Raw genomic sequence first — 25815 nt, 5'->3', positions numbered from 1 at the left:
CTGAAAGTGATACATTGTTCGGTTTGAATACTAATGCAAACTTTGTCGAGTAACATGCAAGATAGCATGATAGTAGCCGACAATACCAGGTAGAGGTTTCCATTGGCAATAAGAGCTCTTGGGGAAGAACATCGGTTTTAGACTGTTCCTGTTGTGTTGCGAGTTGACCTATCTGTCTGAAATTATTTTACTTTTTAAGCAGAATGCCAAATGTCTGCTTTTGCTTGTTATTTCAATTTGTTACGCTAACCCTGGGAATGATTCTTCTTTTCGATGCAACATAACTTATTTGGCTATCCTTTACCTTCCCGTCAGCCTCTTGCGAGGAAGTAAAAGAAGGAAATGCAAAGAAAAAGGAGGAAGAAAAGCAAACAAAGAAGAAAAGAGACAACAAAAAGAATCTCGCAACATAATTCCTGTAGATATTCAGATTGGCGGATTTTGCCTCCTGGGAAATGACAAGCCAACGATGCATAGAAATGATCGTTCCTTAACTTCAATAGACTATATGCTTGTCCTTTTTACCCTACGCCTGTCAAAAAGGAATTAGTCTATAATTAAACCTAGCTTTTCAAAAATAAGCAGGGCTAAGTTTGATTGCTCAACGGTGAAACCGATGCGAACCCATCCTTTTTTCTGAGTAATGACAAATATCCTATCCCTGCTGGGTCTCTTGACATCACAAGGGAACCAGGTGTGAAAATCACCAGTACCATGAATACGGTACTTTCCAGACCCAAGCGTTGGAGCGAACACTTCAATTTTCTTTATTTGATCCAAATTGATCCGCTTAGATCCAAAAGGAAAGTAGTAATGGTGAAACAGTATGTATTCCTTTGTTATTCCGACAAGTTTATCGTGATATTCCATTTCGATCTATTTTTGTATTTTTACTCTTACCGGGCCATTGGCAATCTAAACCGTTACGGTAATTTCTCAAGTTAATCTTTTTCCTGTGCATTTCTGATTTTCAAAAGCCCAAATATCTCCTATCAAGTATGATCTTCAATTCGCAACCTGAGCGCAAATATATTTCCCAAAGACATTTATCCGCATTCGAACTTGAAAATGATTGACATGACAGAGATACTCACCTTGTTCATCAATGTTTTTCTTAAGATTTTTATGATCTTTACCCCCTTTTTCGTCATGTCGGCTTTTCTGTCGCTCACCAGAAACGAATCGCAGGTCGAGCGGCACAGGATAGCCAAAAAGGTGACCATGGCGGTCGCTCTGACCTGTTTTGCTCTTTTTCTTTTTGGCACTTATATTTTCGCGTTGTTTGGCATCACTCTTGATGCCTTCCGCATCGGTGCTGGGGCGATACTGTTTCTCTCAGCTGTTTCCATGGTCCAGGGAAAAACAACTGTTTCTCCGCAAGAATCCCAGGAAGATGTGGCGGTTGTTCCCCTGGCGATTCCTATTACAGTTGGCCCGGGCACAATCGGTGCTCTTTTGGTCATGGGTGCTGGTCTGGAAACGTTCTCCGAGAAACTTACCGCTTGTTTTGCGCTGCTCTGCGCTATCTTTTCGGTTGGTGCCCTGCTCCTTGTTGCAGGCCGCTTTGAACGCCTTCTCGGCCAACAGGGATTGCTCATACTAACCAAGCTTACAGGCCTCTTCGTTTCGGCCATAGCCGCACAGATTTTTTTCACAGGGTTGAAAAATTTCTTGAGCTGAAAATGAGAGGCCAGGCAGCACCTCCTTTCGAGTCTTACCCATGATGCATCTGATTTAGGCATATTTCAAAAAATGTGGTAGGCTCAAACCGTCATGAAATCCAGATACCACCTATACACGCATTCTTCTTAGTTGGTATCTGTACAGAAACGCTATCAATGAGCATACCTATAATGAAAAGTACTAAAGCTGTCTGTCTTATAAGTGTTCTGTTTCTATGCCTGGGGCTATCGACAACGATTTTTGGTGCTGAAGAAGAGAACACTCTTCGGCTCGCGCTTCTGCCGATCCCAGACGTGTTGCCGGTATATGTTGCCCAGGAAAGGGGACATTTTGCTGAACAGGGAATCCTCGTCGAAGCTCTGCCCGTTGGGAGTGCTGTGGAACGTGACCAGCTGCTGCAGGCTGAAAGAGTGGATGGCATGATCAATGAAATCTCCGGCGCAGCCAATTTCAACAGAGAGCAGAACCGGGTGAAAATTGTCTCTATTGCCCGTTCACCAATAGGGGATTCGCCGCTGTTCAGGCTCCTTGCGGCGCCCGGCAGTCATCTGAAGACGGTTGCTGATTTGGCCGATGTTTCCATTGGTATTTCTAAAAACACCATCATAGAATATATAAGCACTCGACTGCTTGAAGCTGGTGGCGTGGGGCCTGAGGCTATTCAATACAAATCAGTTCCGGTATTACCGGAACGTCTGCAGCTGCTTCTTTCCGGACAATTACAGGCGGTGACGCTACCAGACCCTCTTGGAGCTAGTGCCATCCAGGGGGGAGCCATTGAAATCGTCAATGATACGGCCTTGAGCAGTGTCAGTGCCAGCGTTGTCACCTTTACCAATGATGTGCTTGTAAAAAAAGCCGAAACCGTTAAGAAATTTATGGTAGCCTGGGATAGAGCGTGTGCAGATCTCAATAGTGATCCCGCTGCTTTTCAGTCGTTGATGTTGAAAAAAATTCGGATGCCGAAAAACATCGCCAACGATTATCAGGCACCTCCTCTGCCGAGAAAAGAGGTGCCGACAAAAGCGCAGTGGGACGATGTCATGGCCTGGATGCTTGAGAAAAAGCTCCTGAGCACACCTTTGGCCTATGAAGGTTCGGTTACCTCGGAGTTTCTCGCACCATGAAAGGGAGCTCGAAGTGATAAAGATCCACAACCTCACTTTTGGTTATGGAGGTACGAAGCTTCTCTTTGAAGATTTCTCTTTCAACATTAAGCGAGGTGAATCCTGGAGCGTTATCGGCCCGTCTGGCTGTGGGAAGACCACGCTGCTCTATCTTATAGCAGGATTGCAACAACCCTCTGAAGGGGAAATCCGTATTGGTAAAGAAAAAATTATCCGAGCCAGACCATCCACTGGGCTGGTGCTTCAGGATCACGGTCTGCTGCCTTGGGCGACAATTTTGGAAAATACCCGGCTGGGCCTGAAGATACGAAAATTTTATGGTCCGGATGGCAAACACAGCCCTGCCAATGCGGTGCATGATGCGGCAAAGGATGCAGACCGCGTTGAATACTGGTTGCACTGGTTGGGGATCGCCCACTTGAAGGCGATGTACCCCGCGCAGCTGTCAAGGGGGCAGAGACAACGGGCGGCTATCGCCAGAACCCTGGTTCTCGGACCCGACCTGTTGCTGATGGATGAGCCTTTTTCAGCACTTGATGCCCCGATCAGAGAAGAACTGCAAAAGGTGATGAACCGTTTTCACCAGGAGTCTGGTTTAACATCGCTCACCGTTACCCATGATATTGAAGAGGCTGTGATGCTGGGTGAAAAAATACTGGTGCTGGGTAACAGCTGCAACCGGCTTCCACAGATCATCGACAACCATCTGTCGGGCGAAATCGACAAACGAACCGATCCCGAGTTCCTGAAACGTTGCAGTGCATTGCGCGATCTTCTGGCACGTTACACCACCCGGGATGCCGGAATCAACTCAGGGAGTCGCTGACAACAATGAAGAAAAAAGCGACCTTGCTCGATACCCTTATAGGCATTGTGATGTTTTTCTGCCTCTGGCAACTGGCAGCCCTTTTGGTCAATCGTCCGATCCTTCCTTCTCCGGTGGTTGTAGTACCGCTTTTTTTTGCCCACATCACCGGCGACTTAGGCCTCCATTTTCTGGCGTCTGCAGGGCGGGTTCTGGCTGCGGTTTGTCTGGCCACCTTATTTGCGGCACCTCTTGGGCTGGCGCTCGGACAGATGCCGCAACTGGACCGGATACTGAGCCCATTGATCGCTATAATCTACCCTATCCCCAAGATCATCTTTCTGCCGGTTATCTATGTGCTGATGGGCATCAGCGATTTTTCCAAAATCACCCTGATTGCCATCATTATCTTTTTTCAGATACTGGTTGTGGTGCGTGATGAGGCCTCGGGGTTGAAGAAGGAGTTGCTCCTTTCTGTTAAATCCCTTGGTGCCGGGCGTCGGGCTCTTTTCCGCTATGTCTATCTGCCGGCGTCGCTGCCTGCGGTATTGACCGCCCTGAGGATCTCGGTAGGCACAGCGGTGGCAGTACTTTTTATAGCCGAACAGTCGTTGACGAGCTATGGACTTGGCTATTACATAGTGATTGAGACATATCAGGTGCTGCTTTATCCGGAAATGTATACTGGTATCATGGGGATGGGGCTTTTGGGAGTGCTGCTCTATTTTGCTATTTATGCTATAGAGCTGAAAGTAAGTAGACATCGCTTTGTTGAATGATGCCGGATTGTTAAAAACTTTTCATCTGCGTCGTTGCTGCAATTTTTTTCTGTTGCAGCGTATTTGAGTACACCGCAATGATAACAATTGTACGCGCCCCCTGATTTCCATTAGGTACATGAAAATCAGGGGGCAATCATACCATTACACAGAAACCATTATGCAAGAGACTCTCTCAAAATTCAAGATTTGGCTACTGGCCATTCGTCCCAAAACCCTGCCAGCAGCGGTCGGGCCGGTGGCGGTAGGGTCTGCCGTGGCCTTTAGCCATGGAAAATTCGCCTTTGTTCCGGCTTTTTGTTGTCTTCTTGGAGCTACCCTGCTGCAGATCGGAGTGAATTTGGCCAATGATTATTTTGACTTTAAAAATAGTATCGACTCCGAGGAGCGACTGGGGCCGGTACGGGTTACCCAAAGCGGCCTGATTTCACCAGCTGCGGTGAAGGGGGGGATGATTTTTAGCCTGCTGCTTGCTTTTTTTCTTTTTCTTTACCTGGCTACGGTAGGCGGAGTAACGATAGTGATCATTGGTATAGTTTCAGTACTGGCGGCGCTGGCCTATAGTGGCGGCCCTTATCCTCTGGCTTCTCATGGGCTGGGTGAGCTGTTTGTTTTTATCTTTTTTGGTCTGGTGGCGGTGTGCGGAACATCTTTTATCCAAAGCGGCGAGCTGAGTCTGCTGGCGTTAGTTGCAGCGGTTCCCCCCGGACTGCTGATCACCGCGATCATGGTGGTCAATAACTTACGAGATATTGATACCGATCGCAAAGCGGGCAAAAATACCCTGGCTGTGATTCTTGGGCGTAGCCGGACAATTATTGAATTTAAACTGTTGCTGTTGCTGAGCTATCTGGTTCCACCGCTCATGGTGTCGACCGGCGTTGCCAAGAGCTTTATTCTCCTGCCGCTGCTTACCGTTCCTCTGGCCTGGCTGTTGGCTAAAAAAATAAAAGTTGAGCAGGGGGGTCAACTGAATGCGTTGCTGGCCGATACCGCCAGATTATCATTTTTATATAGTTTGTTGTTTGCTGCCGGCCTGATAGTTGACTTCAGCTGATGCCACAATAAAAATGGATATTCCTTTTAAATAGAGCATGGTCAATTACAAACAAAAAAGGACCTTTCACAAGTGTATCTGCCTGAGAGATGCCTGAAAGAAACGCCCTAGTAGCCTGTCGGATTGAGCAATTTTTTCTTCAAATCAAGGCATTGTCGGAAAAACAAGCACAGCCATATACTTAATATCGGAGTCTGCGCTTCCTTACCTGCGAGCATTATTTTTTCTGCAATAACGACGAGTTGAGGATAAAGGGTTCAGTCCGACAGACTCCTAGACCATAGGAGAACAACTACTCAATTAAACCAATAAATAAGGGGTAACATTTCATTTTCTTTGCAATTTCTCTTAGGTTCTCGGTACTATGAATTGGTATATTAAAGGCAAAATAAGTTACCTTTTTTGATCCATCCTATTACCACTTAAGGTGCATGATGATTGCCAATACAGGTGCACATACAAGTAAATGCGACGATCTTTCCTTTGCGCAACAGAGGATGCATCCTATTCTTGTGGGCCCTGCTGAACGATCCATCATCTCCGAAGACCTTCCCTGCTCGTCTCAGCCGAAAATTGCTGCCAAGTACGCCCTCCCTTGTTCTACACCACCAGCATGCACGCAGCCTGTCAAGAGCGGCAAAGAGTTACTTTTTACGACATGGGTAGAAAGCTGATGCAATCCACTCAATCACAACAAGCCAAAATAGAAAAACTTCACGACCTGAACGAAGATAACACTGTTAGGCTCAAAAGCTCGGGTGACTGGACCATTGATACGCTCCACGATGCGGCAGAGATGCTGACTGAAATGACCAGCACATATCGCAATGTCCCTATCCTGTGGGATGTGTCTGCTACAGGACGCGTTGATTCAGCCGGCATGCTGCTGTTTATTCGCAGCTTCGATGCGCTCAAGGCAAACCAGTGCTCCGTGGACGTTGTGGGCGCTACCAGTGAGCACGAAAAAATATATCAACTGGTGCGTAGGTACGCTTTCGGGCATCGTGAAGCCAAACCTGCACTTTTCTCCCGTCTCCTGATGCCTTTCAACAGGATAGGCAGAAGGTTCGTTGCCTTTCTGACTGATTTGAAGGACTTTTTAGCCTTTACCGGAGAAAATTTCATCAACCTGCTGCTTGCAATAGTGCACCCACGTACCATCCGTTTCGGTGCTATTGTAAAAAATATTGAAGAAGCTGGTGTCCGGGCAATGCCCATCGTGGCTCTGACCAGTTTTCTCATAGGGGTGGTTATAGCCTATCAGGGAGCGGTACAGCTGGAAAAATTTGGTGCTAATATTTTCATTGTGGACATGATAGCACTTTCAGTGACCAGAGAACTCTCCCCATTGATCACAGCCATCGTGGTTGCAGGTCGAACCGGCTCTTCCTATACAGCTCAGCTTGGAGTGATGAAAATAACGGAAGAGATAGATGCCATGCGGACCATGGGGTTTGACCCTCATCGCTTTCTCGTCCTTCCCCGAATTTTCGCCCTGATCATTGCCCTGCCGTTGATGATTTTCTTTGCCGACATAATCGGGATTGGTGCCGGCATGTTTATCTCGCATATACACCTCAACCTGTCCTATCCGGAATTTATACACCGCCTGCAGAAAGTACTGGCGGTCAAGCATGTCTGGGTCGGCATAGGCAAAGGACCGTTTTTCGCCTGGCTTATCGCTACGGTAGGATGTTTCCGCGGCTTTCAAGTTTCTAAAAACACAGAGAGCATAGGGCGCTACACCACCATCAGCGTGGTCAACGCCATTTTTCTGGTAATAGCTTGTGATGCACTTTTTTCGGTGGTCTTTACGGAGCTCGGCATTTGAACGACACAATTATTAAGGTATCAAATATCGTTACCCGATTCGGCACCAATGTGATCCATGACGGCATCAACCTGAGCGTACGCCAGGGGGAGATATACGGCCTTTTGGGCGGCAGTGGTTCGGGTAAGTCCACCCTGCTCAAACAGATGATTATGCTGTTGCGCCCTGAATCCGGAGAAATCACCCTTCTCGGCCATAACCTTATGAGCATCAGCCGCAACGATGCAGCCTCCCTACGCCACTATTGGGGAGTGCTTTTCCAGGGCGGCGCCCTCTATTCGTCACTCACTGTTGCTGAAAATGTCGGCATCAAGCTCCGGGAATACACAGAGCTCCCAGAAAATATGATTGAGGAGCTGGTGCAAATGAAAATAAAAATGGTTGGACTACCACCTACTGCGGCAACGCTCTATCCTGCTGAACTGAGCGGAGGCATGATAAAACGGGCAGCCCTGGCACGTGCACTGGCAATGGACCCGCAACTCCTGTTTCTTGATGAACCCACTTCAGGACTGGATCCAATCGGCGCCGAGGCCTTTGACAATCTGCTTATTGAACTGCGCGACATTCTCGGGTTAACAGTGGTAATGGTTACCCATGATCTGGATTCTATCTGGACCATTGTTGATCGTTTTGCCGTTTTGGGCGAAAAAAAAGTCATTGCAGAAGGCACACTTAAGGAAGTTCTGCACGCCTCCCACCCTATTGTACAACAATTCTTTGGCGGGTCCCGGGGGCAAATACGGAGCAGAGATGGAAAGTAAAATTAATTATACACTGGTTGGGCTATTCGTTGTCTTTCTCACAGCAGGGCTGATAACCTTTGCCTACTGGCTGGGAAAACATGGCGGCAAACAGGAATATGACACCTACCTTGTTTATATGTCGGAATCTGTAGCAGGGTTAAGCACTGATGCCTCTGTTAAATACAAGGGCGTTAATGTGGGCACAGTCCAACAACTGGGTATAAGCCCTCATAACTCGGAAGAGGTGGAACTCCGTTTACAGATTGTACGCAGCACCCCCATCAAAACCGACACCACCGCACAATTAAAGTCTTTTGGCATAACAGGTCTGGCATTTATAGAGCTCAGCGGCGGCAGCAAAGATGCTCCACTGCTGAAAACCTCAAGCACGGGAGTTCCAATCATCCCGGCAACGCCCTCCACCTTTACCCAAATGTATGCCTCTCTGGAACAACTGGTAAAGCAATCGACCTTGGCGATGGCCAAGTTTGACAGGATACTCAGCGAAAAAAACCTGGAGAACATTGCCACCATCATTGCGGAGACAACATTGCTTGTCAAAGATATCAGGGGACAATTGCAGGGATTACAGGATGTTGTTGATAACGGCGTGGTCATGGAAAAACAGATAACCAAGGCTTTTGCAAAAGTAGCAGATGCCTCGCAAAGCATACAAACAATGGCAGACAGCCTGGAACATAACTATGCTGACCTTGGACATAACATGCGACAGGACGTCCAACAGAGCCTTGAGCTCCTCAATCAGCTATTATACAATCTGGATATTCTTGCCGGAGACCTAAAGCACACCACCCAAGCCATACAGGCCAGTCCAAGCGACCTGCTTTTTAAACGCAGTCAGCCAAAACCTGGACCAGGGGAAAAATAATATCATGAAAAACAGGAACATTTTACTCGCAATATTTTGCTGTGCCCTCGCCAGCTGCAGCTTCAACAAGGTCCCACCAAGCGATATCTATACCATATTGCCTGATTTTGGGAAAAGCAGCAGCTCCACCACAGTGAAAAAAAAGAACCGACCCGTCATCAAGCTTGCTCCAATTCGGGCATCGCGGGCGTTTACCGGTACCGACATGGTGTACGTCACTACCCAATATGAACAAAACAGCTATGCCTACAGCCGCTGGAGTGACGCACCTGTAACGTTACTGCCCCTTCTCTTCCAAACAGCCCTTGAAGCAACCGGGAGTTTCTGGGCTGTAATCAGCCCTCCATCGGCAGCAAAAGCTGACTTTCTGCTCGAAAGTACCCTCACTGATTTCAGCCATCACGTACATGACGGCAACATCTCAGAAGGAATTATCAGTATACGTTTCTACCTAATAAACGCGGCAACAAAAACGGTAATCGCGACCAGGGAATTTCGCTCTCAAGTCCCGAGTTCCACACCCAATGCCGGGGATGGGGCTACCGCGCTTAACCAGGCGGCGGATACGGTTGCCCATGACCTCGCCGCCTGGCTTAAGGGGATGCAGCTCTAACCCGAATCCCCCATGTCTCTTTGTAGGAGGTGGATGCGGTTCCCGATCGTTGCTCCTGACACAGAGCAAAGATTGTTCTGTTGACACAAGTAAATAATAACAGGAAAATCCCAGAGGATTTTTAAAAAGAGTGTACGTATCTCATCACCATACCCTTTTCACCTCGCCATATGAATACGCTTAATCAACTCAAGGCTGTTCTTGTTTTCGTAGCTATCTTTCATCTCATTTTTGGTTTTGGCTTGATGTTTTCAATTGATTTTCAAAAAGCCGCCATTGCTCATTATGGGGGCACCCTGGAATGGAACGTAACAAACGTTTATTTCATCAGAATAATTGGATCATTCGCTTTTGTTCTTGGTTATCTTGCCTGGATGGCTTCACGCGATCCGATGAAGCACAAAGTCATTATTATCGGTTTTATCGAATTCTTTATTCTTCGAAATATTAGCCGCCACCTTTTTGCAGACGAGCTCTATGCGGCACTTGGTGTTAGCCATATGATGAATGTTATGACCTCAGTGTTTTTTGGAATACAGGCCTTGCTACTGTGGTATCTTTTGTGGCGCATTTCCAGAAAAAAGCAGGCAACCAAAGCAACCCCAGAGTAGCAATCGATTAAGAAACGAAGATTACAGGCTACCCCAACTCCAAACTGCAATTTTTGCGACTTATTGGTTGCACAGAGGCGTCATTTGGCAATAATGCTGGTCATATTCTTTCCTGACAGACAATATTTTGATGATGCATGAAGCCCTTTAAAAAAAATGCTGATAACGTACAATTGTTTTGCTTCAGCTGGAACTGGAATTTTAAGCCTGTTGAGTTAGTTGGTAATAGCCGGATTGTTGCCAGCTAATAAAAGCCTTTTTGTTGGAGCCCCGTCGGAGACGCCTCTCCGTCATCGCCACCTTCAGGTCCAGCAAACGAGATTAATTTGGCAAGGCTGCGAGCTTGCGAGCACCCGTAGGGCTTGGCCTTGCCAAATTAATCTCGTTTGCTACGGGGGTACAACTTAGTCGTCGCCGTCTCTTGGCTTTTCTAGCCGCTCTTGCGTTTTCCAGCTTGCTATCTCGATCTTTTAAAATTTGTTTATCCCGCCCCTCAAGCATAGCCTCCGGCGTAATATAACCGATGGCGCTGTGTAGTCGAACTGTGTTGTAATGGCGAACAAAACCGGCAATTACCTTTCGAGCATCTTCAAGAGATAACAGAACTCCTGGGCGGATACATTCTGTCTTCAATGATTTGTGCCATCTCTCTATCTTACCGTTGCTTTGAGGGTAGTAGGGAGAGGTCCGAACATGTTTCATTCCTGCGATACGAATAAACTCCTTGAAGTCTTTGGCAATGAATTGGGGCCCATTGTCTGAGATGATTCGTGGAGCAACATCAGGAAAACGTTCACGCCCTCGTTGGATAATTATTTCAACTTCAGCCTCTGTCATGGTCTCCCGGATCTCCCAATGGACAATATAACGGCTACAACCATCCAAGATACTGCAAAGATAATAAAAAGTTCCGCAAATATTGATATGAGATATGTCAATATGCCAATGCTCATGTGGCTTGAGAGGCTGCACAAATCCAGTCCCTTTCTTGCTCGGCTTGGCGCCCCAGCGCTGAAGGAGCCCTGCTGAGGACAGAACCCGGTAGACAGAACTGGGGCTAACTGCAACGATGTCATTATCAAGCATCATAAAGGTTAGTCGCCGGTATCCTTCAAGTGGATTTTTATCATGAAAGTCGACGATAGCAGCCTTTTCCCACTCTTCAAGCCAAAAATCGCGAGGGACCTGGCCGTTGTGCTCATTACTCTTGCCGTAGCGTTCTTTCCAGCTATAAAATTTACTGGCTGATATGCCAAGCCACGCTATAAACAGTTTGAATGATAATTCTGTTTTCATAGCCCAATATTTGACAAAATCAACACAATTGTCTCGAATGTCATGAGGAACCCACTTGCCTTTTAAATTTCCCCAAGATTTTTTTTTAATTTTAGATGGGCTTCCATGAGTTCAGAGACCACTTCGTTTTTGTTCGCAAGCTTCTCCTCGAGCTCGCGTATACGGCGCTCTTGACTGCTTTCTTTGGATTTTCGTTTAGTGACAAAAGCCGCTGAACCGTTTTCAAAAAACTGTTTCTGCCAGCGGTAAAATACCGCTGGAGAAAGGTGATGTTGATCACATACATCTGATATCGGCACGTTGTCCACCAGATGCTGCTTTAAAATAAATACTTTTTCTTCTGGGGTGTATTGTTTTCGTTTCTTGGTCATGAAATATTCCTCCGTATGAGTAAACTAACTCAGACGGTTGAAAATTCCAATTCACGCTGAACCAGTACACAATACTTAGCCAATTATCTATCTAGTGTCTGTCCAGGAATGAGGATTTTCGCTTAAGTTCAAGGCGTGCGATAAATTTTACCACAGGCATATAACTAATATTCCGAGGATAAAATTTTGAGCACAACGCCGAAATTAGGTGAAAAGGCCATTATTTGTGGACAGGCACTATCTAAGCAGACACGGGACTGAGGAATTTAATCAGTCTACCGGGGGAAAAATGGCCGAGTTTCATGGGTAATCAAAATTTTATACTGGACCGGTCGCCTGGAAATGCATTGCATCCCGCCCCCAAAACGCTCCAGCTGCCAGCCACCCTTCTTGCGCAAAACACTCCATCACTTCAATCGGCATTTTCGCATTAACCGGCCAGGAAGTTTTATTTCCATTTTTACCGGCATTGATATCAATAGCGTTCATCCACGCATGCATAGACCAAGAAGTTGCACTACCCCGTTTCTTCCGCGGGTTATACACGCCATTATAAACAAGTATCCCCGCAGCCTCTCGTGACCCATCATTAGGGTAAATTGTTGCCAGCTTTTGAAAAACACGCTGTAAACTGTCAGCACACTTTTCATGCACCAGTAACGAGGTAACGGGAGTTTGATCATAATAAATTGTAAACGGAAGTTTGATTCTCTTGCTTGGTGGGGTGTACCCATCCTTTTCCCCATGTGGTCCAAAAAAATCCAGAAATCCGGATGAACCTTCAGCCGGGAATGGATGTGGGACAGGCATCATATTTTTGAGGTGATTTTGGCAGGCTGCAATGCTTTTAGGTCCCCAAAACCCATCTACCACAGTACCTATGCGCTCTTGAACATGAAAAATCTCAATTCTATTCATGGTGGCATTCCTCTGTTTTTTATGAACAAATATACTTCTCCTCGCAGTGCCTGATTTTTTCATTGACGAGGCAATGCCGGAAGAGTCCGGGCCGGAAAGGTAGAGCTTTCAACGAGGCTCCTCCTGCCAACCTGCGAAGCAAAAACAATGCCACTAGCGGCCACCGGCTCTCAAGGGCAGTTTCCACCAGGAGGGCAGGTTGGGAGTCAAACAGAAGGATGAAAAATCCACTTTTTGGTTCATATCCACCAAAACTGGTGGTTCATATCAAGCAGGTGGTTCATACAAAAAAATTATTCACAATCAAGGAGATATAAATGGGAACCAAATTATACAGTTCGCCCCAGGTACCCTTGTTTTTCCTTATTTGAACGGGATTTTCAAGGTGACATGGAGTAAGTTCGCTCACTGGTATTCATCAATAAAAAATACACACGCCCTTTTCCCTGCGAGATATCTGCAAATGACAAAACCTGAAAGCCCTCTGCTCACTTATATAGCCCTCATGCTGGCGGTTCTCTTTTGGGGCCTCTCTTTTGTGGCCACCAAAGTCGCGCTGCAGAGCTTTACACCTTTCTGCCTTATCTTTTTCCGTTTTTTCGCGGCATCGCTTTTTTTTATTGTCCTGTTCCGGCGAACCGGCTTTCAACCGCTCAGTAAACATGACCTGAAATTATTGCTGCTGCTTGCAGTGATGCAGCCGGGACTCTATTTCACCTTTGAAACCTTCGGCTTACAGTACACATCTGCCACCAAAACCTCGTTGATCATTGCAACCATACCGGCAGTGGTTTTATCCCTGTCAGCTCTTCTGCTCAAGGAACGGATCAGATTACTAAATCTTATGGGAATCATGCTCTCTCTGTTCGGGGTTTCGCTCTTAGTGTTTGGCAGCGGCGAGCAAGAGGAGCTGGGAGGCATGCTGATTGGCGACCTTCTCATCTTTGGAGCGGTCCTTTCCGCTTCGGCTTATATGATCATGACCAGACGTTTAGGAGCGAACATACCTTCGAGACAGATTACCGGCATGCAGATTATCTTCGGAGCAATGCTCTTTTTCCCGGCCTTTGTGTACGATTTACCAAAATTCAATCCCCAGGCTGTAACCAGTGAAGCTGTTATCGCCGTAATAGGGCTAACCCTTTTCGCTACTATCGGAGCCTTTCTCTGCTATAATTATGCCCTAACCAAAATCCCTGCAGCCAAAGCCTCAGTCTGTATTAACGCTATTCCGCTGGTAACTGCCTTTGGTGCATGGGTACTCCTCGGCGAGTCATTGACCATGGTGCAACTCTGTGGAGCCGGAATAGTCCTCTTCGCGGTATTTTTGGCAAACCACACACGCACACCAGGGAGAAAAAGCAAAAACGGTACCATCGTAGCTTGACCCCAAAAAAACAATACGTTATTCCTCTGTACCATTTACAGCACCCTCAACAGAATCAACAGGATACCCGGAAGCTCACTCTCCTTTCCTCAGTCATCCCACCTCCAACATAATGACAAATGACAGTAATTATGTGCTGATCCTATGAGTCTGTTGATTTACTAGGGCTTTCGTTCAAGGTCAGGTAAGCGAAGACTCCGAGAGATTGGGCGAAAAGACAGTAAATCAACGGGCTCATCCTATAACGCACAGCTTCTTGTTGAACATCCACGGTACCCGCCGTTACTTTGTCCTCGCTGTCACTCCATTTTAAAAATTCCCGGTAAAGTCACCCAATGATTCCGGCTTGTGGAAATGCTTCCAGATGGCGTTATGCCCTTTCACCTTCAGGAAAACTACTGTTCAAGATTCCCACAATATACGACAAGAAACTTGTTTTAGCCTTTATTTATGTGGTATCATTTATAAATTTAAAATAACATTGATTATCTGTAACTAATCAACACTATTTCATCTCTCCATTATTTGCCCGTTCAGCAAACCTATGTATCGAAGTCGGGGCGTATCTGCTGATTCGGTCAGCTTGTGGATATTTGGAGCACTGCTAAACATGCACAGTTCGGGGTGGATTGACAGTTTTTAGATATTCGCTGAATGGTTACGATTATCTTTATAAAAACCGTCTCCTGACTCGTTCCGATAAAAGTTACTCTCTAAGAACCCTTAACCCTGCAGAGAATGTGCCATGAGATTGAAAACCATCGGTTTGATTGCCTGCTTGACCTCCTTGTTATTCGCTTGTAGTGGTGAGCAAAAAGATACTCCACCTCCTCTACCGCCCCCCGATGTATCGGTCTTCGAAACCAAAGCCCAGGAAGTCCCTCTCTTTCAAGATTTTGTTGGCCAGACTGCCGGACTTAAAGACATTGCTATCCGCGCCAGGCTGGAAGGTTTTCTCGAAGGTATACATTTCCAGGAAGGCTCAGAGGTAAAAAAAGGCGCACTGTTGTACACCCTGGAAAGCCAGCCTTTTGAGGAAAAAGTTGCCACAAGGATGAGTCAGGTTGCCGAGGTCAAGACCAATCTGGCGAAAACCAAAGGGGATCTGGATCGAATCAGGCCCCTTGCAGCAATAAATGCCGTCAGCCAAAGTGATTTGGATGCTGCCGTTGCCGCTTATGAAGCAAACCTTTCTTCCCTGGATGCTGCCAATGCCACCTTACGGTCAGCTCAGATTGAATTGAGTTATACCAAAATCTACTCTCCCATTGACGGCATCATTGGCAGGACCAAAGCCAAAGTTGGAGATTTTGTTGGGAAAGACCCCAATCCGGTGATCTTGAACACGGTATCCCAAGTGGACACAATTCTTGTCAACTTTTTCATTACAGAGACGCAGTACCTGACACTGGCTAAACATATTGCCGAACAAAAAGGGAAGCAACAGGATCCCCTTGAAGACAGTCTTGAGCTGATTTTAATCAACGGTGAGGTGTACAACCACAAAGGTCGCCCCGATTTCATCGACAGGGAGGTGGATAGCACCACCGGCGCCATGCTGGTCCAGGCATCCTTCCCTAACCCTGAAAAACTGCTGCGGCCAGGCCAGTTTGCCATAGTGAAGACCAAAGTAATGGACGTTAACAATGCCATTTTAATTCCCCAACGTTGTGTCATGGAATTACAGGGATTGTTTAACGTGTTTGTGGTTGATGAGAGTAACAAAGTGGAAACCAGGGAAATTAAGGTCGGCCCCAAAGTCGGCTCCATGTGGCTGATAAGCGAAGGACTCCAGCCTGGGGAAAAGGTGGTTTTTGAGGGGCTGCAGAAAGTCAAAGACGGCATCACCGTCAACCCCACCATCGCAGATGTCAAATCAACTAAGCAGGATAAGACGTGATCAGCCATGGGTGATTTTTTCGTAAGAAGGCCCATTGTGGCCATGGTAATGGCCATTTTTATGGTCATCGTAGGGGTCGTATTTCTCAGTGGCTTGCCCATGGAGCAATACCCGGACATCACCCCCCCCATTGTGGAGGTGAGAGCCACATATACGGGGGCTAATGCGGTGAGTGTTGAGCAATCTGTTGCCACTCCGCTTGAGCAACAGATTAATGGTGTGGACAACATGATCTACATGAAATCCACCAATGCCAATGACGGCACTATGACCATCCAGGTCTCTTTCGAAGTGGGCACTGATCCGGACATGAACACGGTCTTTACCCAGAATAGGGTTGCCGCAGCCACTGCCAAACTGCCGCCAGAGGTCACACGCATGGGAGTGACCACGGAAAAATCCCTGCCTAACATTCTCATGCTGATCGCCCTGACGGCAGAGGACCCTCGTTTTGATCAAAACTTTCTTGGCAATTACTCCCTAATCAACATCAAAGATATTCTTTCCCGCATCAAGGGTATCGGCAGGGTAAACGTTATCGGGGCCAGTGACTATTCCATGCGCATCTGGATAAAACCCGATCGGTTGGCCTACCTTGGCATAACAGTACCAGAAATAATGGATGCCATTCAGGCACAAAATGTGGTCGTTCCCGGGGGTAAATTCGGTGCCGAGCCCGCTCCTCCAGGTACTGAGTTCACCTATACCGTTCGTATGCCTGACCGCTTGCAAAGCGAAAAAGAATTTGGAGAAATAGTCATCCGGACCACTCCGGAAGGATCTCAGGTAAAACTCAAGCATATTGCCAGAATCGAACTGGGTGTGGAGACCTATAATGCCTTCACTCGCTTGAACAGCGATGCCTGCGCCATGATTGCCTTGTACCAGGCGCCAGGCTCTAATGCTGTTGCCCTGGCAGAGACAGTGAAAGCGACCATGGCTGAGATGTCTAAATCTTTCCCCAAAAGTATGCGTTATGATATCTCTCTGGATACCACTACAGCCATTACCGCTGGTATTGATGAGATTATCGAAACGCTGTTTATCGCACTGGGCCTGGTGGTACTCGTTGTGTATATCTTTATTCAGGATTGGCGAGCGGCTCTTATTCCCACCATCGCCATTCCTGTTTCTCTTTTGGGCGCCTTTATCGCCTTCCCCATCATTGGCTTTACCATCAACGTTCTCTCCCTTCTTGGGCTGGTGCTGGCCATCGGTATTGTTGTTGATGACGCCATTGTGGTAGTGGAAGCCGTGCAGGTGAATATCGAGGCAGGCATGTCTCCTAAGGAGGCAACCAAAGCGGCCATGAGGGAGGTTACCGCCCCGGTTATTGCCACGACCCTGGTAATGGTAGCAATCTTTATCCCTGTCGCTGTCATGGGCGGCATCACCGGCCAACTCTACCAGCAATTTGCCATCACCGTCGCTGTGTCGGTTGTCTTCTCTTCAATCAACGCCCTGACCCTGAGCCCGGCCTTATGTGCTCTGCTTTTACGCAAGCAAAAACCCATCGGTGGCCCGCTCGGAGCATTCTTCCGAATGTTCAACACTGTTTTTGATAAAACCACTAAAGGGTATACCGGCTTAACGAAAATCGTGGCCCGCAGGATCGCAATGGGGCTGACTTTCATGCTGATACTCACCGGTGGCTTGATCTTTCTTAGCAAAGTGCTGCCCGGTGGGTTTATGCCCAGCGAAGACATGGGCTACCTGATGGTGAACGTCCAATTGCCCGATGCCGCCTCTTTGCAACGCTCTGATGTGGTGGTAAAAAAGGTTGAAGAAATCATCGGCAAGCACGAAGAGGTCGAATTTGTGACAGCAGCCACCGGTTTTAGCCTTATTTCAGGCAGCATGTCGTCCAATGCCGGTTTTGTTTTTGTTTCTCTTAAAGATTGGAGCGAACGAAAGAAAACAGCCAATGAACTGGTCGAAGCTTTAAATCGTGATTTTTTTACCCAGGTAAACGAGGCCCAGGTCTTTGCCTTTGGCCCACCGCCCATCCCCGGCCTCGGAAATGGATCAGGTTTTACCATGATGATGCAGGATAAAGGCGGCAACACTCCTGAGTACCTGGCAGATCAGACTGCTCAGTTTATCCAGACCGCACTTAAGCGCCCTGAAATCGGCTCCATGTTCACCACTTTCCGAGCCTCTGTCCCTCAGCGCTACATGGAAATCAACCGCGATAAAGTACTCAAGGCGGGTGTATCCCTTAATGATATCTACTCTACGGTCGGAGCCTTTCTTGGTGGCTCATATGTCAATGATTTCAACAGGTTTGGTCGACTTTACAAAGCCTACATTCAAGCAGAACCTGAATACAGAATTAATGAAAACAAAATCAATCTTTTTTTTGTACAAAACGGAAACGGCGAGCAGGTTCCCCTCAGTGCCTTTGTCACTATCAAGGATATCGCAGGCCCGGATTTTACCAATCGGTTTAATCTTTATCGCGCCATCGAATTAACCGGTGGCCCGGCGCCAGGCTATACGTCTGTTCAGGCGCTAAACGCTCTTGAAGAGGTTGCAGCCGATTCCCTCCCGTCAGATATGGGCTATGCCTGGAGCAATATGTCTTTTCAGGAGAAAAAATCTTCCGGTACGGCAAGCGTGGTTTTAGTATTCTCCTTACTCTTTGTTTTTCTCATTCTTGCCGCCCAATACGAAAGCTGGTCACTCCCTTTCAGTATTTTACTGGGAACCCCTTTTGCTATTTTCGGCGCCTTTGGCGCGCTTTACCTGGCACGTTTAACCAGCAACAGTTTTGAGCTCAATGTTTTTGCCCAAATCGCCCTGGTCATGCTCATTGGCATGGCCGCTAAAAACGCTATCCTGATCGTTGAATTTGCCAACATTGAATTTCATAAGGGACTGTCTCTGTATGACGCAGCCATCAAGGCTGCCAAGTTACGTTTCAGGCCAATACTCATGACCGCCTTTTCCTTCATTCTGGGAGTACTTCCCCTGGTGATGGCATCGGGGGCAGGGGCTGAGGCGCGCATTGTTATGGGGATGGCACTGCTTGGCGGAATGGCATTGGCAACATCTTTGGGAGTCTTTTTCTATCCTATGCTTTTCGTTTTCATCGGAAACATTGCAGGGTACGAGAAAAAAAGAGAGATGCAAAAGGAGCAGGTGTAAACACAATGAATACACACACAAAGACAGGCAAGGGTTGTACATTCTTTACTCTAGTCCTTTCACTTTTTTTCTCGGCCTGTACGTTAGGGCCAAATTTTACAGAGCCAATTACCGCCACTCCTGATGCGTATCGAACCCAAATTATGCCGGCCGACCCCATCAATGATCTTCAATGGTGGGAACTCTTTAAAGATCCACTGCTCTATTCTTTAGTGACAACGGCTCTGGAAAACAACCGCGATGTTAAAATCGCTATCAGCCGTATTGAGCAGGCTCGAGCCAACCTGGGATTTGTGCGCGCTGATCAATACCCGCGCGTCGATATAGATGCAGGAGCCACAACCGGCAATTTCAGCGGTGGTACACGATCCGAGGACACCAACTCCACCGTCTACCTTGCAGCTCCACTGAGCTGGGAATTAGACTTTTGGGGAAAATTCAGTCGTTCAACTGAAGCTGCACGGGCTGAATTGATGGCATCGGAATATGGTCTCAAAACTATCCAACTGACCTTAATTGCAGAAGTGGTCACCAACTATTATCAACTGTTGGATTTTCATCGTCGTTTAAATATTTCTGAAGAAACACTCGCCTCGCGTATTGAAAGCCTTAACATCATTCAACAACGATTTAATAAAGGAATTATTGCTGAGCTCGATGTTAATCAGGCCCAGATCCAAAAGGAGATCGCCGCCGCGGCCATACCGCTCTACAAGCGCTCTATCGCAAAAACGGAAAATAATTTGAGCATATTGCTTGGCCGCTTACCGAGTCCTATTGTTCCGGAGCAGAACCTGGGTGTAAATTTTCAGGCCCCAAAAATTCCGGTTGGTTTACCTCCTGCCATACTCGAGCGTCGTCCTGATATCAGCCAGGCCAAATACCTGCTCAAAGCACAAACTGAAAACATTGGTGTTGCCGAGGCACTGCGGTGGCCGGCAATTTCCCTGACCGGCACTTTGGGCGTTGCCAGCAGCGAGTTGAGCTCTATCACCATTGATGGCGGCGTGTGGTCAGTGGGCGGAAGATTGCTGGGCCCGCTGTTTGACTTTAACAAAAATAAAAGACGAGTGGAAATTCAGGAACAAAAAACGAAACAAGCCCTTTTCCAGTACGAAAACGTTGTCCTCACTGCCTTTAGAGAAGTGAATGATGCACTGATGGAAATTGCAACCTATCGTAATGAATTAGCTGCTATCGATCGTCAGTTGAAAGCTTCACAGAATGCCACCAATTTATCCAAAGAAAGGTATGATAAAGGGGTGAGCAGTTATCTGGAAGTACTGGATACAGAACGAACTCTTTTTTCCACAGACTTACAACAATCACAATTGCAGCAGCAATACCTTAACGCCTATGTCAATCTGTATAAAGCTCTGGGGGGTGGTTGGATAACCAAAGCAGATCGGAACCACAAAACTTCTCCGGTTGCTCCAACAATCTTTTAGCGTAGCCAGCAAAAGTAGGGTTTCTTGACTTATTAGCAGTTTAGTTCGATATCAGGCAAGCCATGAATCCGGGAGATCGGGCTAAAGGGCAATTATTCACGATAGTTTGCCCACAAAACCCAAAAAGCCGTTTCAACCCAACGGGATGAAACGGCTTTTTTCGGTTTACAGTTTTTGTTAACAATCAACCAAAACGACCGGTAATATAATCTTCTGTTAACTGATGGAGTGGATTGGTAAAAATTCGATCAGTTGCTCCCACTTCCACCAAGTCACCCAAGTGAAAATAAGCGGTCCGTTGCGAAATCCTTGCTGCCTGTTGCATGTTATGGGTCACAATAACGATGGTATACTGTTCTTTAAGTTCGGTAATAAGATCCTCTACAGTTGCAGTGGCAATAGGGTCAAGCGCTGAGCACGGTTCATCCATGAGAATCACCTCAGGACGAACGGCAACAGCCCTTGCAATACAAAGGCGCTGCTGCTGCCCTCCGGAAAGCCCTGTGCCCGGTTCATCGAGACGATCACTAACCTCATTCCATAAGCCGGCCTTTTTCAGGGAATCCTCTACAATCCCGTCCAGTTCAGTCTTGCTATTCACAATACCATGAATTTTCGGACCATAGGCCACGTTATCATAGATGGATTTCGGAAAAGGGTTGGGTTTTTGAAACACCATGCCTACCTGTGCCCGCAATGGCACCACATCAACGGATTTATCATAGATGTCATGACCATCCAGCAAAATTTCACCTTTCACCCGACAGATATCAACCGTGTCGTTCATCCTGTTAAGACAGCGGAGAAAGGTCGACTTACCACATCCTGAAGGGCCGATCATGGCCAGTACTTCATTATTAGCAACATCAATGGAGACACTGCGGATCGCTTGCTTATCACCATAAAATACATTGACATCACGACATGTCATCCGGGCATCATCGACAAATTGTGTCCCAACAGTGGTTCGATCTTCGCGGTCTACTTTTTCTTCGACAACCGAATCGATCGCACCAAGGGTATTTTTACCAGTCAAAAAGGTATCGCCCATATCCAGAACCGTATCCATTCCCATAACATTTTCCTGGGGTAGAGAAAACACCGGGAAACAGAAAGATTGTTTCCCGGCACATGTACATCACAGCAAAATTCTTCTGTGAACTGAGTAAATCAGAAGATTACATTGACAGTGGAGTTAAGCCTTTTGCATCGGCTGCAAATTTAGCGCGTTCCTCAGCTGGAGCAGGAATCAAACCTTTTTCAGTAAGATAGCCATCTTCGCCCCAGGCGCGATCACTGGAAAATTCGGCAAGGAACTCAGCAATTCCCGGAATCACACCAACATGTGCTTTTTTAACGTAAAAGTAAAGCGGACGCGAAACAGGATATTTACCATCTGCAATATTTTCAAAAGTCGGCGCCTGTCCATCAACGAAGGAACCCTGTATCTTGTCACCATTCTGATCGAGAAAGCTGAATCCGAAAATGCCCAGGCTCTGTGGGTTGGCATCAAGCTTCTGCACAATCAGGTTATCGTTTTCACCGGCTTCAATGTATGCACCGTCTTCACGAACAGTGTGACAGATGCCTTTGTAGGCATTCTTGTCTGATTTCTTCATTGCCTTGATAAAATCAAATTTTTTGCAACCACCTTCCATGGCGAGTTCTACAAATGCATCACGGGTGCCGGAGGTAGGAGGAGGTCCGAGGACTTCAATTGCTGTTGCAGGTAACTCTGGGTTAACATCCTTCCAGGTTTTATAAGGATTAGGCACAACCTTTTCTCCACCCTTTGGATCGGGTACATCCTTGGCTAAAGCGAGGAAGAGATCCTTGCGGCTTAATTTGAGTTGTTCAGCTTTTTTGGAATTGGCTACAACAATCCCATCGTAACCGATCTTGATTTCAACAATATCCTTTACACCGTTATCCTGACATTTTTTGAATTCAGAAGACTTGATGCGACGGGAAGCATTGGTGATATCCGGGGATTCAACACCAACACCTGCACAAAACAACTTCATTCCCCCGCCCGAACCCGTGGATTCAATTTTCGGAGTTTTAAACTTGGTGGTCTTGCCGAATTGCTCAGCCACAGTGGTTGCAAACGGGTATACAGTTGATGAACCGACAATGGAAATGTAGTCTCTTCCACCTGCTGCCGACGAGGTATTCACAGCGGACACAGCCAGTAAAGATACTGCTCCAAAAATAAGCCCTTTTTTCAACATTACTCTTCTCCTAATAATTAGTTTAAAGCCAATTGTTAATTGTTATCAGTGAAGGACTGCTTGCCGCTTCACTATAAAAAACACTTCTACAACATTTCCTTCTGTTACCAGCGCCGTTCAAATTTCTTTCTCAAAAATACGGCCACCCCGTTCATGCAGATCAAGAAAGTAAGCAGCACCATGATGGCAGCGGAAGTACGTTCGACAAAAGCTCGTTCCGGTGAGTCGGCCCAGAGATATATCTGGACCGGCAGCACTGTGGAAGGATCAGTAAAAGAACCTGGAACATCCACGATAAAGGCAACCATACCAATCATCAAAAGGGGTGCTGTCTCACCGAGTGCCTGGGCCATGCCGATTATAGTACCGGTCATCATGCCAGGCATAGCAAGCGGTAAAACGTGATGAGTGATGGCCTGCATTTTTGATGCACCCACCCCAAGAGCAGCTTCCCTGATGGATGGAGGGACAGACTTAAGCGACGCCCGACTGGCTATGATAATGGTCGGCAGCGTCATCAACGTCAGTACCAGCCCACCAACAAGCGGAGCAGAGCGCGGTAAACCGAAAAAATTAAGAAATACGGCTAGGCCGAGAAGACCGAAAACAATAGAGGGAACCGCAGCCAGGTTATTGATATTGACTTCAATAAAGTCTGTCCATTTATTAGATGGAGCGAATTCTTCCAGGTATACGGCTGCTGCCACACCAATAGGAAAAGACAGGGCCAGCGTGACCAGCAAGGTGAACATAGATCCCATTATTGCCCCCTTAATACCGGACAGTTCAGGTTCTCTGGAATCGCCTGCAGTAAAAAAGGTGGTATTAAATTCGAGCTGCAAACGGCCTGCTTCCACCAGTTGATCCACCCAAGCAATCTGCTCATCGGAGATACGGCGTTCCGACTCCGGGACGTCGCGGGAAATATGTCCTTTGAGCAGCATATCCACCTCATCATCAACCGGAAGACGAACCAGCTTGGTCGTACCTATAAGTCCGGGATCACTTAACACCATGTCCTGCAATTCAAACGCGGCTCCGGAGCTGACAAGTTTGTTCAACCGACGCGTCTGCGACCTACCGCTTACATCGGGAAAAAGCTCGGCCATGGAGGTTTTAATGAGTTTCCCGTAATTGGCATTGCGCAGGTTCTCCACCTGTAGCGCCTGCTCATCAAAGGTAATATCGAGATATATTGCCCCTTGCCGAAAGGCAGTCCATCCGTTGGCGACAATTGAACCAAACAGAAAGACCAAAAACATAAGACTAGCTATAATTGCCGACAGGCCAAGCAGTTTAAACTGTTTTTCCTTACGATATCGCCTGGCAAGACCGCGATTGACGATATCCATAGTCGATGGGGTTTGTTTTTCCATGCTAAGATCCAAACAACGAGTGGTATTATTCGTACTCTTCGCGGTATTTGCGAACCACATAAAGAGCGATGACATTGAGTATCAAGGTGATAACAAATAGCAATAATCCAAGGGCAAAAGCTGCCAAGGTCTTTGGGCTGTCAAATTCCTGATCCCCAACAAGCAAGGTGACAATCTGCACCGTAACAGTGGTTACTGCCTGTAAGGGGTTGGCTGTCAAATTTGCGGAAAGGCCCGCAGCCATCACCACAATCATGGTCTCACCAATAGCCCTGGACACTGCCAGCAATATGGAACCAACGATTCCCGGCAATGCTGCCGGCAGGATAACATTGGTAATGGTTTCACTCTTTGTCGCTCCAAGTCCATACGATCCATCCCGTAGCGACTGGGGAACGGCATTAATAACATCATCTGAAAGTGACGAGACAAAGGGTATAATCATCACGCCCATAACAATGCCTGCTGCAAGGGCACTTTCAGAGGAAACAGACAGGCCGAATGTCAGGCCGGCATTGCGAATAAATGGTGCAACAACAAGAGCTGCAAAAAATCCGTAAACAACAGTGGGAACACCGGCCAGGATTTCAAGCAGCGGCTTCACGGTTGCCCGGAACCGATTGCCTGCATACTCTGAAAGATATATAGCTGCCATCAGCCCAATTGGAACGGCAACGGCCATGGCAATCCCTGAAATCATAAAGGTTCCGGCGAGCACAGGAATCGCACCAAAACTACCGGAGCTGCCTGCCTGATCGGCCCTGATAGCCATCTGCGGGCTCCATTTAAGACCGAACAAAAAGTCAGTAACCGGCACCTGCTGAAAAAATCGGTAGGATTCAAAAAGGACGGACAGGACGATGCCGACAGTGGTAAGAATCGCAATTGCAGAACAAAAAATCAGAAATATTTTTACAATACCTTCCACCTGATTCCGCGCTCTCATGGCCGGCTTTATTCGCGAATAAACAAATAAACAGCCGATCATGGCACAGGCAAACATAACAATGCCCAGTGCTATCGTACCAACACGCTCCATGGCAATGTATCTGTCTGCAGCAACCTGCAACTGCGGATCCACATCAGCGGAAAAGTAATTTCCGGCGACCAGGTTACGCAAATCATTAACCAACAGGTTAACCTGCGCAGTGTCTACGGGGGCACCATGACCAACAATAGCCCCCATAACCATGTTGGTGAGGACAGTGTCTGCTACAAACTGCCACACACCAAAAATGAGCAGTGCAGGAATCCCGCACCACAGCGCCGTAAGTAATCCGTAATAACCGGGACGAGAGTGCAACCTTACAGACTCATCCTTACGTACAAGTGCAAAAGCTTTCTTCTTCCCTACCCCATAGGCAAGGGAAGACAATATGAGGGTAAAAATAACGAGCAGATTTGGCGACATTATGGGTGCCCCTAAAAAAAAGTATGATTTTCAAATCTCAGACCCAAACAATACCGCCTCTTTGTTAACTGTTCATTCGGCGATTGTTAGAATTCTGTTAAGACGGTTGCAACTCCATCTCTTTTGCGCTTATTGTAAGAATACAATATGGGGTTATGCCATGAGTTGTAGTCTACCTACCTCCCAGGC

Annotated in this window: 23 protein-coding genes; 15 read left to right on the top strand and 8 right to left on the bottom strand. The window is 47.1% G+C overall.

The window, feature by feature from the left end:
* Positions 1 to 546 precede the first annotated feature (546 nt).
* Positions 547 to 870 (bottom strand): hypothetical protein, encoded by a 324-nt coding sequence (locus ACHZCY_RS20945; protein ID WP_319550279.1) that lies wholly within the window; start codon positions 868 to 870, stop codon positions 547 to 549.
* Positions 871 to 1077: 207 nt separating this feature from the next.
* On the opposite strand from ACHZCY_RS20945, the gene ACHZCY_RS20940 reads away from it, so the two are divergent.
* The 11 genes from ACHZCY_RS20940 (at position 1078) to ACHZCY_RS20890 (ending at position 10141) form a co-directional block, all read left to right on the top strand.
* Complete coding sequence (locus ACHZCY_RS20940; protein ID WP_394713460.1) at positions 1078 to 1680, top strand: MarC family protein; 603 nt, start codon at positions 1078 to 1080, stop codon at positions 1678 to 1680.
* Positions 1681 to 1853: 173 nt separating this feature from the next.
* Positions 1854 to 2810: an ABC transporter substrate-binding protein gene (locus tag ACHZCY_RS20935; protein WP_205222550.1), complete on the top strand. Its 957-nt coding sequence runs from the start codon at positions 1854 to 1856 to the stop codon at positions 2808 to 2810.
* A gap of 13 nt (positions 2811 to 2823) precedes the next feature.
* On the top strand, positions 2824 to 3636 hold the full coding sequence (locus ACHZCY_RS20930) for an ABC transporter ATP-binding protein (RefSeq protein WP_205222549.1): 813 nt from the start codon (positions 2824 to 2826) through the stop codon (positions 3634 to 3636).
* Positions 3637 to 3641: 5 nt separating this feature from the next.
* Positions 3642 to 4394, top strand: a complete 753-nt coding sequence (locus tag ACHZCY_RS20925; protein WP_205222548.1) for an ABC transporter permease — start codon at positions 3642 to 3644, stop codon at positions 4392 to 4394.
* A gap of 160 nt (positions 4395 to 4554) precedes the next feature.
* Complete coding sequence (locus ACHZCY_RS20920; protein ID WP_319550278.1) at positions 4555 to 5451, top strand: 1,4-dihydroxy-2-naphthoate polyprenyltransferase; 897 nt, start codon at positions 4555 to 4557, stop codon at positions 5449 to 5451.
* Between the two features lie 431 nt (positions 5452 to 5882).
* Positions 5883 to 6125, top strand: coding sequence for a hypothetical protein (locus ACHZCY_RS20915; protein ID WP_394713456.1), 243 nt, complete (start codon positions 5883 to 5885; stop codon positions 6123 to 6125).
* Positions 6110 to 7282 (top strand): ABC transporter permease, encoded by a 1173-nt coding sequence (locus ACHZCY_RS20910; RefSeq protein WP_205222545.1) that lies wholly within the window; start codon positions 6110 to 6112, stop codon positions 7280 to 7282. Before ACHZCY_RS20915 ends, ACHZCY_RS20910 begins: the two co-directional genes overlap by 16 nt.
* Entirely contained in the window at positions 7279 to 8046 is a 768-nt protein-coding gene (locus ACHZCY_RS20905; RefSeq protein WP_319550277.1) for an ABC transporter ATP-binding protein, read from the top strand. Before ACHZCY_RS20910 ends, ACHZCY_RS20905 begins: the two co-directional genes overlap by 4 nt.
* Positions 8036 to 8917: an MlaD family protein gene (locus ACHZCY_RS20900; protein ID WP_319550276.1), complete on the top strand. Its 882-nt coding sequence runs from the start codon at positions 8036 to 8038 to the stop codon at positions 8915 to 8917. The genes ACHZCY_RS20905 and ACHZCY_RS20900 overlap by 11 nt, the downstream gene beginning before the upstream one ends.
* A gap of 4 nt (positions 8918 to 8921) precedes the next feature.
* Entirely contained in the window at positions 8922 to 9530 is a 609-nt protein-coding gene (locus tag ACHZCY_RS20895; RefSeq protein ID WP_319550275.1) for an ABC-type transport auxiliary lipoprotein family protein, read from the top strand.
* A gap of 170 nt (positions 9531 to 9700) precedes the next feature.
* Positions 9701 to 10141, top strand: a complete 441-nt coding sequence (locus ACHZCY_RS20890; protein WP_205222541.1) for a hypothetical protein — start codon at positions 9701 to 9703, stop codon at positions 10139 to 10141.
* 321 nt (positions 10142 to 10462) lie between these two features.
* On the opposite strand, the gene ACHZCY_RS20885 is transcribed toward ACHZCY_RS20890, so the two are convergent.
* The 3 genes from ACHZCY_RS20885 to ACHZCY_RS20875 all read right to left on the bottom strand — a co-directional run bounded on the left by ACHZCY_RS20885 (position 10463) and on the right by ACHZCY_RS20875 (position 12726).
* A complete protein-coding gene (locus tag ACHZCY_RS20885) occupies positions 10463 to 11437 on the bottom strand; it encodes an IS3 family transposase (RefSeq protein ID WP_319548209.1) in 975 nt (324 codons plus the stop codon).
* 62 nt (positions 11438 to 11499) lie between these two features.
* A complete protein-coding gene (locus tag ACHZCY_RS20880; protein WP_319548208.1) occupies positions 11500 to 11808 on the bottom strand; it encodes a transposase in 309 nt (102 codons plus the stop codon).
* A 318-nt stretch (positions 11809 to 12126) separates the two neighbouring features.
* A complete protein-coding gene (locus ACHZCY_RS20875; RefSeq protein WP_319550274.1) occupies positions 12127 to 12726 on the bottom strand; it encodes a M15 family metallopeptidase in 600 nt (199 codons plus the stop codon).
* Between the two features lie 463 nt (positions 12727 to 13189).
* Here ACHZCY_RS20875 and ACHZCY_RS20870 point away from each other — a divergent pair, with 463 nt between their 5' ends.
* The 4 genes from ACHZCY_RS20870 (at position 13190) to ACHZCY_RS20855 (ending at position 20608) form a co-directional block, all read left to right on the top strand.
* On the top strand, positions 13190 to 14113 hold the full coding sequence (locus ACHZCY_RS20870; protein ID WP_319550273.1) for a DMT family transporter: 924 nt from the start codon (positions 13190 to 13192) through the stop codon (positions 14111 to 14113).
* Between the two features lie 745 nt (positions 14114 to 14858).
* Complete coding sequence (locus ACHZCY_RS20865; RefSeq protein ID WP_319550272.1) at positions 14859 to 16013, top strand: efflux RND transporter periplasmic adaptor subunit; 1155 nt, start codon at positions 14859 to 14861, stop codon at positions 16011 to 16013.
* A gap of 6 nt (positions 16014 to 16019) precedes the next feature.
* The gene (locus ACHZCY_RS20860) at positions 16020 to 19160 is read left to right on the top strand and encodes an efflux RND transporter permease subunit (RefSeq protein WP_319550271.1); all 3141 of its coding nucleotides are present in this window, start codon (positions 16020 to 16022) and stop codon (positions 19158 to 19160) included.
* Positions 19161 to 19165: 5 nt separating this feature from the next.
* Positions 19166 to 20608 (top strand): TolC family protein, encoded by a 1443-nt coding sequence (locus ACHZCY_RS20855; protein ID WP_319550270.1) that lies wholly within the window; start codon positions 19166 to 19168, stop codon positions 20606 to 20608.
* A gap of 184 nt (positions 20609 to 20792) precedes the next feature.
* On the opposite strand, the gene pstB is transcribed toward ACHZCY_RS20855, so the two are convergent.
* The 4 genes from pstB to pstC form a co-directional block, all read right to left on the bottom strand.
* Positions 20793 to 21539, bottom strand: coding sequence for a phosphate ABC transporter ATP-binding protein PstB (gene pstB, locus ACHZCY_RS20850; protein WP_232371124.1), 747 nt, complete (start codon positions 21537 to 21539; stop codon positions 20793 to 20795).
* A 247-nt stretch (positions 21540 to 21786) separates the two neighbouring features.
* Positions 21787 to 22839, bottom strand: coding sequence for a PstS family phosphate ABC transporter substrate-binding protein (locus ACHZCY_RS20845; protein ID WP_319550269.1), 1053 nt, complete (start codon positions 22837 to 22839; stop codon positions 21787 to 21789).
* A gap of 104 nt (positions 22840 to 22943) precedes the next feature.
* Positions 22944 to 24215, bottom strand: a complete 1272-nt coding sequence (gene pstA / locus ACHZCY_RS20840) for a phosphate ABC transporter permease PstA (RefSeq protein ID WP_232371120.1) — start codon at positions 24213 to 24215, stop codon at positions 22944 to 22946.
* A 25-nt stretch (positions 24216 to 24240) separates the two neighbouring features.
* Positions 24241 to 25626 (bottom strand): phosphate ABC transporter permease subunit PstC, encoded by a 1386-nt coding sequence (gene pstC / locus ACHZCY_RS20835; RefSeq protein ID WP_319550268.1) that lies wholly within the window; start codon positions 25624 to 25626, stop codon positions 24241 to 24243.
* Positions 25627 to 25815: the final 189 nt, after the last annotated feature.

Origin of the sequence: Desulfogranum marinum, from assembly GCF_963675105.2 — a bacterium.
Classification (GTDB): Bacteria; Desulfobacterota; Desulfobulbia; order Desulfobulbales; family Desulfobulbaceae; genus Desulfogranum; species Desulfogranum marinum.
Note: the sequence above shows the minus strand (reverse complement) of the source record. Positions and strands in the feature narration are given on the sequence as shown.